Source organism: Pseudarthrobacter albicanus, assembly GCF_018224015.1.
Taxonomy (GTDB): Bacteria; Actinomycetota; Actinomycetes; order Actinomycetales; family Micrococcaceae; genus Arthrobacter; species Arthrobacter albicanus.
The window spans coordinates 38,911-53,061 of the sequence record NZ_JAGPOT010000054.1 but is presented as its reverse complement, the minus strand read 5'-3'; the positions used below and the strand labels follow the sequence as shown (position 1 = coordinate 53,061).

Sequence of the window (14,151 nt, the reverse complement as noted above, 5' to 3'; positions counted from 1 at the left end):
CAATCGATACAAAACGGACGACGGCGGCCCCGCACCTCAACCGAGGTGCGGGGCCGCCGTCGTACTGCTGCCGGTTAGTTTGGAACCGCTAGACCGAGGGGTAGTTGCGTTCCGGCTCGCCCACGTACAGCTGGCGCGGCCGGCCGATCTTGGTGGTCGGGTCGCTGATCATTTCGCGCCACTGGGCAATCCAGCCCGGCAGGCGGCCGATCGCGAACAGCACCGTGAACATCTTCTCCGGGAAGCCCATGGCCTTGTAGATCAGGCCGGTGTAGAAGTCGACGTTCGGGTAGAGCTTGCGCTGGATGAAGTAGTCATCGCTCAGGGCCTTCTCTTCGAGGCGCATCGCGATGTCCAGGAGCTCGTCGTTGCCGCCGATCTTGCTGAGGATCTCGTGGGCCGTGGCCTTGACGATCTTGGCGCGCGGATCGTAGTTCTTGTAGACGCGGTGCCCGAAGCCCATCAGGCGGACACCGTCTTCCTTGTTCTTGACCTTCTCCATGTAGTCCTCGGGCTTGGTGCCGTCGGCCTGGATCTGGCGGAGCATCTTGAGCACGGCCTCGTTGGCGCCGCCGTGGGCGGGCCCGAAGAGGGCGTTGATGCCAGCCGAGACGGACGCGAACAGGTTGGCGTTCGAGGAACCGACCAGCCGGACCGTGGAGGTGGAGCAGTTCTGCTCGTGGTCCGCGTGCAGGATCAGGAGCAGGTCCAGGGCCTTGGCGATCACCGGATCCATCTCGTACTGCTCCGCGGGCAGGCCGAAGCTCAGGCGCAGGAAATTCTCCACGAGGTTCATGGAGTTGTCCGGGTACAGCATCGGCTGGCCGATGGACTTCTTCAGGGCGTAGGCGGCGATGACCGGCATCTTCGCCATCAGGCGGATGGTGGACAGTTCCACCTGCTCCGCGTTGAACGGGTCCAGCGAGTCCTGGTAGAACGTGGACAGCGCGGACACGGCCGAGGACAGCACCGGCATCGGGTGGGCGTCCCGCGGGAAGCCGCCGAAGAAGCCCTTGAGCTCCTCGTGCAGCAGCGTGTGGTGGCGGATGTTCTGGTCGAACGCGTCCAGCTCGGTCGGGGTGGGCAGGTTGCCGTAGATCAGCAGGTAGGAAACTTCCAGGAAGCTGGAGTGCTGGGCGAGCTGCTCGATCGGGTACCCGCGGTAGCGCAGGATTCCTGCGTCGCCGTCGATGTAGGTGATGGCGGAAGTGGTGGCCGCGGTGTTCATAAAACCGGGGTCAAAGACAACGGCGCCGGTCTGCTTGAGCAGCTTGGAAACGTCGTAACCTTCGTTTCCTTCGACAACCTTGATGCGCGGGAGTTCGAGCTCGCCGCCGGCATAGCGCAAGGTTGCGCTGGTGTTCTCAGTCATGGAGTCTCCTCATGAGGCGTCGGGGCCTCTGTGTAGAAAGCTGGTCCAACCTCTGGTGAATCGGCCTGTGGAACCTGTTTCGGACAGGTATTCCAAAGGCTGCGCTGCCTTCTTGTGGAAAGCCACCATTGATAGTCAGTTAAAAAGTACCGGCACTTCGCGGGTGGCACTAATCCGCGGCCCCTGCCAAGGGCCTAAAACATGCCACTTGTGGCACCTGTCACAGTATTGTTACGGCCCCTCGGTGAGCCGTGCCACGGCAGTATCGATGCGTTCATCGGTTGCCGTCAGCGCGACCCGGATGAACCCGTTGCCGGCGTCCCCGTAAAAAACGCCGGGGCCGACGACGATCCCGCGGTCCGCGAGCCGGCCCACGGTGTCCCAGGTTGCTTCGCCTGCGGTAGCCCACAGGTAGAGGCCGGCCTTGGATTCGTGGATCGTCAGCCCGAAGCGTTCCAGCGCCGGCACCATCCGCTGGCGCCGGCCGCGGTAGAGGTCCTTCTGCGCCACGACGTGGGAATCGTCGCCGAGGGCCACGCGCATGGCCTCCTGGACCGGATAGGGCACGATCATTCCCGCGTGCTTGCGGCTGTTGACCAGGCTGGCCATGAGGGCGGGATCCCCGGCAACGAAGGCGGCCCGGTAGCCGGCCACGTTGGACTGTTTGCTCAGGGAGTAGACGGCCAGCAGCCCGTCGTGGGATCCGCCGGAGACCTGCGGATCCAGGATGCTCGGCACCGGGGTGCCGCCGCGCTGGACGTCCCATTGTCCCCACCCGAGCTCGGCGTAGCACTCGTCGGAGGCCACCACGGCGCCGATCTCCCGGGCCTGGCTGACGATGTGCCGCAGCGAGGGGATGTCCCGGACGCTGCCGGTGGGGTTGGCCGGGGAATTGACCCAGACCAGCCGCACCCGCGCCCGGGTGTCGGCGTCGAGCTCGTCGAGGTCGTCCGCGGCAACCTGCTCGGCGCCGGCGAACGTCGCACCGATGTCGTAGGTGGGGTATGCCACCGTGGGACGGACGACGACGTCGCCCGCCTTCAGGCCCAGCAGAAACGGCAGCCAGGCCACGAGCTCCTTCGAGCCGACGGTGGGCATCACGTGCTGCGGATCCAGGCCGGGCACACCGCGGCGGCGCTCAAACCACCCGGCGATGGCTTCCCGGAGCGCCGGGGTGCCGTGGACCGTGGGGTAGCCGGGGGCGTTGGCCGCGGCGCGCAGGGCGTCCTGCAGCAGGACCGGCGTGGGGTCCACCGGCGTGCCGATGGAGAGGTTGGCGACTCCCCCGGGGTGCGCGGCCGCGCGGGCCAGATACGGCGCCATCGCCTCCCACGGGTAGTCGGGCAGGCTGAGGCCGAAGCTGCGCAGCGCAGATGTCACCGAACCGCCCGCCTTAGTTGTCTTGGTTCTGCGGCGGCAGGGCGGAGATCATCGGGTGGTCGGTGTGTGTGTTGCCGATCTTCGCGGCGCCGCCCGGGGACCCGAGATCGTCAAAGAACTCGACGTTGGCCTTGTAGTAGTCGGCCCATTCCTCGGGGGTGTCATCCTCGTAGTAGATGGCCTCCACGGGGCAGACGGGCTCGCAGGCGCCGCAGTCCACGCATTCGTCCGGGTGGATATACAGGGAACGCTCACCCTCGTAGATGCAATCGACGGGGCACTCCTCAATACATGCCTTGTCTTTGACATCTACACACGGCTGCGCGATTACGTACGTCACGTCCCTTGCCTCTCCACGTTGGTTCCGGCGACCGGCCGGATGATGTCCCGGCCTGGCGCCGGGCTAACTACTGAGCCTATTATCCCCCAGCCGGTTCACGCGAACCTAGCCGGACGCGTCACATGGCGCCGCGGCTAGAATGAACGGGTGAGTTCGCCTTCGTCTGTGCCGCAGCAGTTCCTTGCGGACGCCCCGCTCGGCACCCGCGTGGTGGTCAGATACCGCATTGAGGGCGGCCTGACGGATGCGCTCGGCGAGCTGGTGGGCAAGTCCGACGGCGAGTGCACCGTCCGCACCCGGCGCTCCGACGTCGTCATTGCGCTGGCGCTCGTGGCCGCCGCCAAGGAAGTGCCGCCCGCCCCGCCCCGCCGCACCCCGCGGCCGCCCGCGGCCTGAGCCCGCACGCGCTGCCCGCCAGTGGACATGCCCTCCCCTGGTGCTCCCATGCCACGTCCACCACTGGACATGCCCTCCTCTGGGTCCTCCCAATGGACATTTCAGCCATATGTCCAGTCGCGGCCATCAGAGGGGGACATGTCCAGTGGTGGTACAGCCACTGTGTGGGACATGTCCACTGTTACGCCGCAGCGGAGAGACTGTTCAGCGCATCACGGACCATGGCAACGAATTCCTGGGGTCGGCTCTTGAGCAGCGGGTAGCTCACCACCAGGGTCGGGATTCCCAGCCGGGTGGTGACATTCCACCGCCGTCGGTCCTCTTCGAAGCTTGTCTTGTCCATATAGAAGCCGGCGCCGTCTGTCTCGATGCCGAGCTTGCCGTCGACCATGAGGTCCAGATGGCCCATTCCGGGGATATTGACCTGCGATTCGACATGGAAGCCGGCCCGCCGCAGGAGAAACCTGGCCATGCACTCGATGATTGACTGCGATTGCGGGACGATCCCGGCCACGATCCGGCGTTCCCTGACGTCGTTCCGGCCGTCCAGCCGGCCGCGCAGCCCGGACAGCGGGAGGCCTTTGAGCACGACGGCGGATTCGGCGATGACGAGCCCGTCAAGCTCCGGCAGACATCGCAGGCTTTGGACCACCGAGTCCATGAGGGTCGGGGGCGCGGCCGATCTGTGGCAGACGAATCCCGGGTAGTTCCGGCTGTGGGTCAGCGCAACGTGGGGCTGGAGCGGGGCGTCAAGAACCCAGAGCCCGCGGAAATGTGCAGCGCTGACGCAGGCCGGCTCGGCCGGAAGAGAGCGGATGGAAACAAGCTGCGCATCGGCACCGGGCAGCGCATAGACGCCCCGGGAAACCCGGGAAACGTCTCCGCGTGCCATCGCGGCCTTGAGTTGGAAGTCCGAGACTCCCGCCGCGGCGAGATGTTTGGCGCGCGCGACGCCGTCGTACCGTGAGAGCACTTGAATGATATTGACCATCCGGCCATGTTGCCGCCGCCGGACGCGGCATGAACAGGCGGACCAGTCGCTATGTGCACAAGTGCATGTCCAGGCGGCGATGCCTGGAAAGGGCATGTCCCGCGGACATGCCTGGACATGCCCGCTGCAAGGCGGCAGGGATGGACATGATGCCACTATGCCCACCCGCCGGCCGAAAAATGGGCATGTCCCAAGGAGACGGCTGGGCAGGAGGGGGCGGGGCGAGGCTGAGCGGGCGGGGGTGTGGAAGCTAGTCCCGCGGCGGCCGGTAGCGCCTGCACCAGGCGAGCATGCCCACTGTGACGACTGCCATGCCGAAGATCCAGAGATTCCCCGCCGTGTCGGCGATGATGAGCCGCTTGCCGGTCTCCAGGGTGCTCCACCAGCCCGTCAGTGCGTAACAGAGGATGCCGCAGGCCGCCGTCGGAAGGGCCGAGCGGAACGCCGCCCCCAGCCACAGCTGGACGGAACCGAGCAGCAGCAACGCGGCCATGGCACCCCAGGGAAGCCCGACGCCGGCCAGCAGGACGTCCTGCCGGTGCAGGGCGGTGCCGGCCGCGGCAACAAAAAGAGCTGCCGGCACGGCGGCGGCGATGCCGCCTGCCGTCCCGGCAGCTCCCTTATTCACAAATGACCCGTTGTTTCAGCGAGGATCGCCGGAACTAGGACTTGGCGCGGGCCCGGTTGGACTTGGCACGCTGGTTGACGTCCAGGATGAGCTTCCGGATGCGGATGCTTTCCGGGGTGACCTCGACGCACTCGTCTTCGCGGGCGAATTCGAGGGACTCTTCGAGGGTCAGGTCGCGCGGCGGCGTCAGGTTCTCGAAGGTGTCCGAGGAAGCGGCACGCATGTTGGTGAGCTTCTTTTCCTTGGTGATGTTGACGTCCATGTCGTCGGCGCGTGAGTTCTCGCCGACGATCTGGCCTTCGTAGACCTCGGAGGTGGGCCGGACGAAGAAGGAGCCACGTTCCTGCAGGTTGATCATGGCGAACGGCGTCACAACACCGGCGCGGTCGGCGATCATCGAACCGTTGGTGCGGTACTCGATCGGGCCGGCCCAGGGCTCGTAGCCCTCGGAGATGGAAGCCGCGATGCCGGCACCGCGGGTGTCCGTGAGGAACTTGGTGCGGAAACCGATCAGGCCACGGGCCGGAACGATGAACTCCATGCGGCACCAGCCGGTGCCGTGGTTGGCCATGTTGGTCATGCGGCCCTTGCGGGCGGCCATGAGCTGCGTGACGGCGCCGAGGTATTCTTCCGGCACGTCGATGGTCATGTGTTCCATCGGCTCGTGGATCTTGCCGTCGATGGTCCGGGTGACAACCTGCGGCTTGCCGACAGTCAGCTCGAAGCCTTCGCGGCGCATCTGCTCGACGAGGATGGCCAGCGCGAGCTCGCCACGGCCCTGGACTTCCCAGGCGTCAGGACGCTCGGTGGGGAGCACCTTGATGGAGACGTTACCGATCAGTTCCTTGTCCAGGCGGTCCTTGACCTGGCGGGCCGTGACCTTGGCGCCCTTGACCCGGCCGGCCAGCGGCGAGGTGTTGATACCGATGGTCATGGAGATGGCCGGATCGTCAACGGTGATCAGCGGCAGCGGCTGCGGGTTGTCGGCGTCGGTCAGGGTCTCACCGATGGTGATTTCCTCGATGCCGGCGACGGCGACGATCTCGCCGGGGCCGGCGGACTCGGTCGGAACACGGTCCAGGGCCTTCGTGGCGAGGAGTTCGGTGATCTTGACGTTCTTCAGTTCGCCGTTGGCACGTGCCCAGGCGACGGTCTGGCCCTTGCGCAGGGTGCCGTTGTAGATGCGCAGCAGTGCGAGGCGGCCCAGGAACGGGGAGGCGTCCAGGTTGGTGACGTGCGCCTGCAGGACACCGTCCGGGTTGTAGGTCGGCGCCGGGATGTGCTCGATGATGGTCTGGAACAGCGGCTCCAGGTCCTCGTTGTCCGGGGCGGAGCCGTCGGCGGGCTGCTCCAGGGACGCGCGGCCGACCTTGGCGGCGGCGTAGACCACGGGGACGTTGAGGATCTTGTCCAGGTCGAGGTCCGGAACTTCGTCGGCGAGGTCGGAGGCCAGGCCCAGGAGGAGGTCCATGGACTCGTGGACAACTTCTTCGATCCGCGCGTCGGGGCGGTCGGTCTTGTTGACCAGGAGGATGACCGGCAGGTGCGCGGCCAGGGCCTTGCGCAGGACGAAGCGGGTCTGGGGCAGCGGGCCCTCAGAGGCGTCGACGAGGAGGACGACGCCGTCGACCATGGACAGGCCGCGCTCCACCTCGCCACCGAAGTCGGCGTGGCCCGGGGTGTCGATCACGTTAATCGTGATGGTCTCGCCCTTGGAGGACGGTCCGTTGTAGGCCACGGTGGTGTTCTTGGCCAGGATGGTGATGCCCTTTTCGCGTTCCAGGTCACCGGAGTCCATGACGCGGTCTTCGAGGTGGTTGTGGGCGGCAAAGGAGTTGGTCTGCTTGAGCATGGCGTCGACCAGGGTGGTCTTGCCGTGGTCAACGTGGGCCACGATCGCGACGTTGCGCAGGTCACTGCGCGATGCAGTGTTTGCGGTTGTTTTGGTGGTGGTTTCAGACATGCGTTATTGCTCGATTCAGTGGTGACGTCAGCTGTTGTATCGCGACATTTCCAACCGGAACGCACGACGGATAAGCCCTTTTGGCACAGGGCACCTTCTAAGAGTCTAAACGATTGGGCATTTATTGGCCTAAAATCGCCAGCCCAACCCCAACCGCCAGTGCCGGGCGCAGGGGGCGGGGCGCGAAATCCGCTGGTTAACCGTGAGTAAAGTCACTGGTTTTTCGGGCGTTCATGCACCATCATTGCTCAGGTAGCAGCAAGCCAGTCCGGAGACATCAATGCGCAACGCCTCGGCCCTGTTCCGCTTGGCCGCACCGATGTTCGCCCTTGGCGTCCTTTTGGGCGGCTGCGGACAGGCTCCGCTTTCCCAGAACCCCGACGCCGTCCCTGACTCCCGCACCGGATCGGGTCACGGCATCCAGGGGAAGCCTCTCCTTGCGCCCGGCGGCGCTCCCGGCGAACCGGCAGCCGCCGGAGCGGCGGCCGGGACCGGGAGCAAGAGTCTCGCGAGGGCCGGCACGGATCCCGCCACGCTGCCGGCCGGCTCGGCCTACCGGAATCCCGCGAACGGCCGCGACGAGGTCATCGTTGAGGATATCCGGCACACGGCCGTGCTGATCGGCGACTCCCAGTCCGAGCCGCCCAACGCGTGGCCCCGGCAGGCCCTCGCCGCCCTGGGCTACAAGCCGTTCTTCTGCGGCCTGGGCGGCACCGGTTTCGTGGCCGCAAACGGCAAGACCGGCAACTACCTCACCGCCCTGCAGCGCGGCGATTGGAAACTGCCCTACGGTGATCCGTCCCTCGTAGTCATCCAGGGCGGCGGGAATGATGCGGTAAAAGGGGCAACCGATGCCCAGATCGTCGCCAATGCGGAGCAACTGATCAGCGTCCTCCAGCAGCGCTACCCCGCGAGCAAGTTCGCCATGATCGGCACGCTCGCCCGCGGCGCAAACTACGGCGGCGGCCGCCGCACCCAGGTCGACACCCTGCTGGGAACGATCGCGGAGAAGAACGGGATTCCTTTCGTCGGCGTCGGGGACTGGCTGACCCGGTACAACCTGAGCAAACTCCTGGCCGACGGCATCCACATGAATGCCGCCGGCAACGACATCCTTGGAGGGCTGCTGGGCACAAGGCTGAAGGCACTGGGGCTCGGGGCCAAGGAATCTTGACCTTAACGGCAGGAGCCGGTGCCCGCCGCGAGGGCGGACACCGGCTCCTGCCCGGTGGAAGTCCCGGTTGAAGGCCCCAAATGGAAGTCCCCAATGGAAGGGCCAGTGAATCAGCCCGGCTCAGGCAACTTCCGGCGGCAGCATGAGGCGTGCCCCCGGAATGGCGTTGAGCAGGGCCTTGGTGTAGTCCCGCTGCGGCGAATCGAAGACGTCGTCGGTGGAACCCGTCTCCACCAGCTTGCCCTTTTCCATCACGCACACGTGGTCGGCGATCTGCCGGACCACCGCGAGGTCGTGGGTGATGAACAGGTAGGTCAGGCCCAGCCGTGACTGCAGCTCGGCGAGCAGGTTCAGCACCTGGGCCTGCACCAGCACGTCCAGGGCGGACACGGCCTCGTCGCAGATGATCACCTCCGGATCCAGGGCCAGGGCACGCGCAATCGCGACGCGCTGGCGCTGGCCGCCGGAGAGCTCATTCGGGTACCGCTGCATGGCCGACTGCGGCAGGGCCACCTGGTCCAGGAGTTCGCGGACCTTCTTTTCCCGGCTGGCCTTGTCCCCGATCCTGTGGGTCCGCAGCGGTTCCTCGATGGTCCTGAAGATGTTGTACATCGGGTCCAGGGAACCGTACGGGTCCTGGAAGATCGGCTGCACGCGGCGCCTGAACGCAAAGATCTGCTTGGTGTTCAGCGTGGAGGTGTCCACGCCGTCGAAGATGATTTTCCCCGACGTCGGCGCCAGGAGGTTCAGGACCATCTGCGCCACGGTGGACTTGCCGGAACCCGACTCCCCCACGATCGCCGTCGTCGTGCCGCGCCTGACGCCGAAGGAAACGTCGTCCACGGCGGTGAAGTCCGTCGAACGGCCGAAGCCGGAGCGCAGTTTGAAGACCTTGCTCAGGTTCTCGATCTGCAGGACCTCTTCGGGCAGGGCCGGCTCCACCACGACGTCCTCGCCCGGTGCGAGCAGTTCGTCCGATTCGACGCCGAGTTCCTTGGCCACCTGGATACGCCGGGACGCCAGCGACGGCGCCGACGCCACCAGCCGCTGGGTGTAGGGGTGCCGCGGGTTCTGCAGCAGCTCCAGCGACGGCCCGGATTCGACAACCTGCCCGCGGTACATGACCACGACCTTGTCCGCGCGCTCGGCGGCCAGGCCGAGGTCGTGGGTGATCAGCAGTACCGCCGTTCCCAGTTCCGAGGTCATCTTGTCCAGATGGTCGAGGATCTGGCGCTGCACCGTCACGTCCAGGGCGGACGTCGGCTCGTCGGCGATCAGCAGGCGTGGCTGGCAGGAGAGCCCGATGGCGATCAGCGCGCGCTGCCGCATGCCGCCGGAAAACTCGTGCGGATACTGTTTGGCCCGGCGTGCGGCGTCCGGCAGCCCGGCCTCGGACAGCACCTTGGCCACGTCCCCGGGGCCGCTGGGCAGCCCGTTCGCCTTCAACGTCTCGCGGACCTGGAAGCCGATCTTCCACACCGGGTTGAGGTTGGACATGGGGTCCTGGGGGACCATGCCGATGCTGTTTCCGCGGAGTTCGATCATCCGTTTTTCGCCGGCGTTCGAGATGTCCTCGCCGTCGAAAAGGATCCGGCCGGCGGAGACGCGGCCGTTGCCCGGCAGCAGGCCGATGGCGGCCAGCGCCGTCGTCGATTTGCCGGACCCGGACTCGCCCACAATGGCCACGGTCTCGCCGGGCATGATGGTCAGGTGCGCGTTCCGCACGGCCTGGACCTCGCCGTTGCTGGTGGCGAAGCTGATCGCAAGGTCCTGGATTTCCAGCAGCGGGCGCTCGGCGTCGTACCCTGCTTCAAGGATTTCCACGGAGGTGTTCATGGCGTCCCCTTTCATCGCTTGCGCGCTTTGGGATCGAGGGCATCACGCAGGGCGTCGCCCAGCATGATGAAGCTCAGGACCGTGATGGACAGCGCGATGGCCGGGTAGAGCAGCGGCATCGGGTTGGACCGGAGCGATGACTGGGCGGCCTGGATGTCGTTGCCCCACGACATGACGCTCGGCGGCAGCCCGATGCCGAGGAAGGACAGGGTGGATTCGGCAACGATGAACGTGCCCAGTGAAATCGTGGCGACGACGACGATCGGCGCCAGCGCGTTCGGCAGGACGTGGCGCAGGAGCGCGCCGACCCTGGACACGCCCAGCGAGCGGGCCGCCATGACGAAGTCGGCGTTGCGGACCTCCAGCACGGCTCCGCGGGTGATGCGGGCGAGCTGCGGCCAGCCGAAAGTGGCCAGGATGACCACGAGGGTCCAGGCCGTCCGGTTCGCCCGGAACATCGGCAGCTGCATGACGACGATGGCGCCGAGGATCAGCGGCAGGGCGAAGAAGATGTCGTTGATGCGGGCCAGGATGGCGTCCACCCAGCCGCCGTAGTAGCCGGCGAGGGCACCGATGATGCCGCCGACCAGGAGGACAGCGAGGGTGGTGAACAGGCCCACCGTCACCGAGGAGCGGGTGCCGAAGATGACCCGTGCATACACGTCGCAGCCCTGCTGGGTGTACCCCAGGGGGTGGCCGGCAGCCGGGCCGCCGTCGGAATTGGCCAGCTGGCAGGCCTCGGAGGACGGGTCGACCGGGGAGAAGAGACCCGGAAACAGCGACACGGCCATGACGACGAGGATGAGGAAGGCCGCAATCAGGAACAGCGGCTGCCGGCGCAGGTTCCGCCAGGCCTCGCCCCAGAGACTCAGCGGGGCGTTGTCCTCCCTGACCTTGTCGGTTGCCTGCAGAGGCGTCTCCGCCACGTCGGCGACGAAGTGTTCCATCTGGCGGCGTGCACGGACGGCGGGGGCGCCGTGCCTTGGGGTGTTGTTCTCAGGCGTCATAGCGGATCCTAGGGTCAAGCCACGCGTACAGCAGGTCAACGAGGAGGTTGGAGAGGCAGTAGATGAGGACCAGCACTGTGACGATGGAGACCACCGTGGGGCCTTCTCCCGTCAGCACGGCCCGGTAGAGCCGGTTGCCGACGCCGGGCACGTTGAAGATGCCTTCCGTCACGATGGCGCCGCCCATCAGAGTTCCCAGGTCCGCACCGAGGAAGGTGATGACGGGGATCAGCGAGTTGCGGAGAATGTGCACGCGGACGACGCGGAACCGGGACAGGCCCTTGGCTGAAGCCGTGCGGACGTAGTCGGCGTTCATGTTCTCGAGGACGCTGGTGCGGGTCAGGCGCAGGACGTAGGCGAAGGAGGCCAGGCCGAGCACGATAGCCGGCAGGATCAGGTCCTGGACCGTCGCGGCCGAGCTCACGGTCGGCTTGGCCCAGCCGAGCTGGACGCCGATGGTGAACTGCAGCAGGAAGCCGAGGACGAAGATCGGGATGCTGATGACGACCAGGGATGCCACCAGGACCGTGGCGTCGAAGAACCTGCCCTTGCGGAGGCCGGCGATGAGGCCGAAGACGATGCCGAAGACGGCTTCAAAGATCAGCGCCATGACGGCCAGGCGGGCCGTGACCGGGAAGACTTCGGCCAGCACCGCGGCGATGGGGCGCCCGGAGAAGTCCTGGCCCAGGTCAAAGGTGAAGATGCTCTTCAGATAGAGCAGGTATTGCATGAAGAACGGCTGGTCCAGGTGGTACTGGACCCTCAGCTTCGCCGCGACGGCCTCGTTGACCGGCTTGTCCCCGAAGAGCGCCGCGATGGGATCGCCGGGGAGGCTGAAGACCAGGAAGTAGACCAGCAGCGTGGCGCCGAGGAAAACGGGGATCAGTTGGAGGAAACGCTTGAGAATGTAGGTCGCCATCAGCGAAGCACACTCCCGTGGGCAGGCATCCTGTCCGGGGATGCGGTGGAGTTGTTCATCGAAGAACCTTTTCACTATGGGTGCAGGCCGACGCCGGTTCACTCACGGCGTGCGGCTTGCGAAAGTACACCCGGGGCCCGGGCCATGAGGAAAATGCGGAAGCAGGACGACGGCGGAGGCCCCGGACCGGGCAGCCCCCGCCGTCGTCCGGTTGTTACTTGCCGGTAATGTCGTAGTACAGCGGAACGCCGTCCCAGCCGTAGTCAACGTTGGTCACCTTGTCGCTCCAGCCGCCCTGGGCGACCTGGTACCACAGGGGGATGGCCGGAAGATCCGTCAGGAGGATCTCCTGAGCCTTGTTCATGGCCTTGTTGCCGTCGCTGACGGACGAGGCGTTCAAACCGTCCGCGATGGCCTTGTCGAACACCGGGTTGGCGTAGCTGGCGTCGTTGGAGCCGGCACCGGTCTTGTAGATCGGTCCCAGGAAGTTGTACAGCGACGGGTAGTCCGCCTGCCAGCCGGCGCGGATGGCGCCGGTGAGGGTCTTGGCGGTTGCGTCGTCGCGGGATTCCTTGAAGGTCGCATACGGCTTGCCTTCGACCTTGATGCCGAGGGTGTTCTTGAGCTGGTTGACGACGGCTTCGACCCAGGCCTTGTGTCCGCCCTTGTCGGCGTTGTAGGCGATGGTGAACGTCTTGTCGGCGTCCCACTTCTGGATCGCGTCGGCCTTGGCCCAGGCGTCCTTGGCCTTGGCCGCATCGAACACCAGGTTCTCCGAGCCCGGGATCGAGCCGCTGTAGCCGTCAAGCACGGGAGCCGTGAAGTCCTTGGCGGGCTGGCGCGCGCTGCTGAAGATCACCTTGGTGATCTCGTCGCGGTTGATCGCCATCGAGATGGCCTGGCGGCGGAGCTTGCCTGCCTCGCCGCTCCACTCCGGCAGGTATTCCGGGATCGCGATGGTCTGGTTGCCGGCGTACGGCTTGTTGATGGTGCGGTCGCCGAGGTCAGACTTGAAGTTCTTCAGGGCGCTGGTGGGGATTACCTGCAGGACGTCCAGGTTGTTGGACAGCAGGTCCTGGTACGCGGCGTCGTCGTTCTGGAAGATCTTGAACGTCACGCCGGCATTCTTGGGCTTGCGGGGACCGTTGTAGTCCGGGTTCGGAACGAGCTGGATCTGCACGTTGTGCTGCCAGCCGCCGTCGGCCATCTTGTACGGGCCGTTGCCGACAGGCTTCTCGCCGAAGGCCTTCGGGTCCTTGAGTGCACCGGAAGGGACCGGCACGAAGGCGGTGTAGCCAAGGCGCAACGGCCAGTCGGATTCCGGCTGCTTCAGCGCGACGGTGAAGGTCTGGTCGTCAACAACCTTCAGCCCTGACATGGTCTCGACGGTCGAGCCTTCTGCGCTGGCCCCGTCGTAGCCCTTGATGCTCTCGAAGAAGCTGCCGCTGAGCTGCGCGTTCTTCGCGGCCGCACCGAAGTTCCAGGAGTCGACGAACGTCTTGGCGGTGATGGCCTCGCCGTTGGTGAACTTCTGGTCCTTCTTGACCTTGATGGTGAAGTTCTGCCCGTCCTTGCCTTCAATGGACTCGGCGACTTCATTGACGGGCTTGCCGCTGGGGTCGTAGCTGACGAGGCCCGCGAACATCATCTGCATGACTTTGCCGCCGCCGACCTCGTTGGTGTCGGCCGGCATCAGCGGACGCTGCGGCTCGGAACCGTCGACAAGGATTACCTTGCTGGTGTCGCCGCCGGTGCTGCCGCCGCCGGCAGCCGGCCCGCCGGCACCGCATCCGGTCAGGGCAAGAGCGGCGATGGCCGCCATGCCCAGTGCTTTGGAAGTGCGCGAAAAACGCATTCCGCCTCCTGTGAGTTGTGGGAGTTCGTCAGGGAAAAACTCGTGTTTCGGGCAGGCCCGGCACAGGGATTTCCTGTGACGTGGCCTACATGTTGAAGTAGCCTAGCCGCAAAATGTCCGAATGGTGGAACCCTGTTGCCAAACCGTGATGCGATAAGGGCGTGAGGGTGAAGGCTGGCGGAAATGTATTTCACATCACACGCTACTCGCTGGTAGTATTCGCCGCGAGGGCCGTCCCCGTTATGACTCGTTAACTGGAAATGGCCCTTGGCAGGGGCTGGCCGCAGGGT

At 65.9% G+C, this 14,151-nt stretch carries 12 protein-coding genes; 2 read left to right on the top strand and 10 right to left on the bottom strand.

The window, feature by feature from the left end:
- Window positions 1-88 precede the first annotated feature (88 nt).
- The 3 genes from J9611_RS13195 to fdxA all read right to left on the bottom strand — a co-directional run bounded on the left by J9611_RS13195 (window position 89) and on the right by fdxA (window position 3,092).
- The gene (locus J9611_RS13195; protein ID WP_211880780.1) at window positions 89-1,372 is read right to left on the bottom strand and encodes a citrate synthase; all 1,284 of its coding nucleotides are present in this window, start codon (window positions 1,370-1,372) and stop codon (window positions 89-91) included.
- 231 nt (window positions 1,373-1,603) lie between these two features.
- The gene (dapC, locus tag J9611_RS13190; protein WP_211880779.1) at window positions 1,604-2,752 is read right to left on the bottom strand and encodes a succinyldiaminopimelate transaminase; all 1,149 of its coding nucleotides are present in this window, start codon (window positions 2,750-2,752) and stop codon (window positions 1,604-1,606) included.
- Window positions 2,753-2,765: 13 nt separating this feature from the next.
- Window positions 2,766-3,092 (bottom strand): ferredoxin, encoded by a 327-nt coding sequence (gene fdxA / locus J9611_RS13185; RefSeq protein ID WP_211880778.1) that lies wholly within the window; start codon window positions 3,090-3,092, stop codon window positions 2,766-2,768.
- A 147-nt stretch (window positions 3,093-3,239) separates the two neighbouring features.
- Here fdxA and J9611_RS13180 point away from each other — a divergent pair, with 147 nt between their 5' ends.
- The gene (locus J9611_RS13180) at window positions 3,240-3,488 is read left to right on the top strand and encodes a putative acetyltransferase (RefSeq protein ID WP_307857098.1); all 249 of its coding nucleotides are present in this window, start codon (window positions 3,240-3,242) and stop codon (window positions 3,486-3,488) included.
- Window positions 3,489-3,669: 181 nt separating this feature from the next.
- On the opposite strand, the gene J9611_RS13175 is transcribed toward J9611_RS13180, so the two are convergent.
- From J9611_RS13175 to typA, 3 genes are all read right to left on the bottom strand, one after another.
- Complete coding sequence (locus J9611_RS13175; protein ID WP_211880777.1) at window positions 3,670-4,479, bottom strand: type IV toxin-antitoxin system AbiEi family antitoxin domain-containing protein; 810 nt, start codon at window positions 4,477-4,479, stop codon at window positions 3,670-3,672.
- A 250-nt stretch (window positions 4,480-4,729) separates the two neighbouring features.
- Complete coding sequence (locus J9611_RS13170; RefSeq protein WP_307857097.1) at window positions 4,730-5,107, bottom strand: hypothetical protein; 378 nt, start codon at window positions 5,105-5,107, stop codon at window positions 4,730-4,732.
- A gap of 34 nt (window positions 5,108-5,141) precedes the next feature.
- A complete protein-coding gene (typA, locus tag J9611_RS13165) occupies window positions 5,142-7,070 on the bottom strand; it encodes a translational GTPase TypA (RefSeq protein ID WP_211880776.1) in 1,929 nt (642 codons plus the stop codon).
- Window positions 7,071-7,350: 280 nt separating this feature from the next.
- On the opposite strand from typA, the gene J9611_RS13160 reads away from it, so the two are divergent.
- A complete protein-coding gene (locus J9611_RS13160; protein ID WP_211880775.1) occupies window positions 7,351-8,244 on the top strand; it encodes an SGNH/GDSL hydrolase family protein in 894 nt (297 codons plus the stop codon).
- 120 nt (window positions 8,245-8,364) lie between these two features.
- Here J9611_RS13160 and J9611_RS13155 read toward each other — a convergent pair whose 3' ends face one another.
- The 4 genes from J9611_RS13155 to J9611_RS13140 all read right to left on the bottom strand — a co-directional run bounded on the left by J9611_RS13155 (window position 8,365) and on the right by J9611_RS13140 (window position 13,861).
- Window positions 8,365-10,080: a dipeptide ABC transporter ATP-binding protein gene (locus J9611_RS13155; RefSeq protein ID WP_211880774.1), complete on the bottom strand. Its 1,716-nt coding sequence runs from the start codon at window positions 10,078-10,080 to the stop codon at window positions 8,365-8,367.
- A gap of 11 nt (window positions 10,081-10,091) precedes the next feature.
- Window positions 10,092-11,087, bottom strand: a complete 996-nt coding sequence (locus tag J9611_RS13150; protein WP_211880773.1) for an ABC transporter permease — start codon at window positions 11,085-11,087, stop codon at window positions 10,092-10,094.
- Window positions 11,077-12,006, bottom strand: a complete 930-nt coding sequence (locus tag J9611_RS13145; protein ID WP_211880772.1) for an ABC transporter permease — start codon at window positions 12,004-12,006, stop codon at window positions 11,077-11,079. The genes J9611_RS13150 and J9611_RS13145 overlap by 11 nt, the downstream gene beginning before the upstream one ends.
- Before the next feature lie 214 nt (window positions 12,007-12,220).
- Entirely contained in the window at window positions 12,221-13,861 is a 1,641-nt protein-coding gene (locus tag J9611_RS13140; RefSeq protein ID WP_211880771.1) for a peptide ABC transporter substrate-binding protein, read from the bottom strand.
- Window positions 13,862-14,151 lie beyond the last annotated feature (290 nt).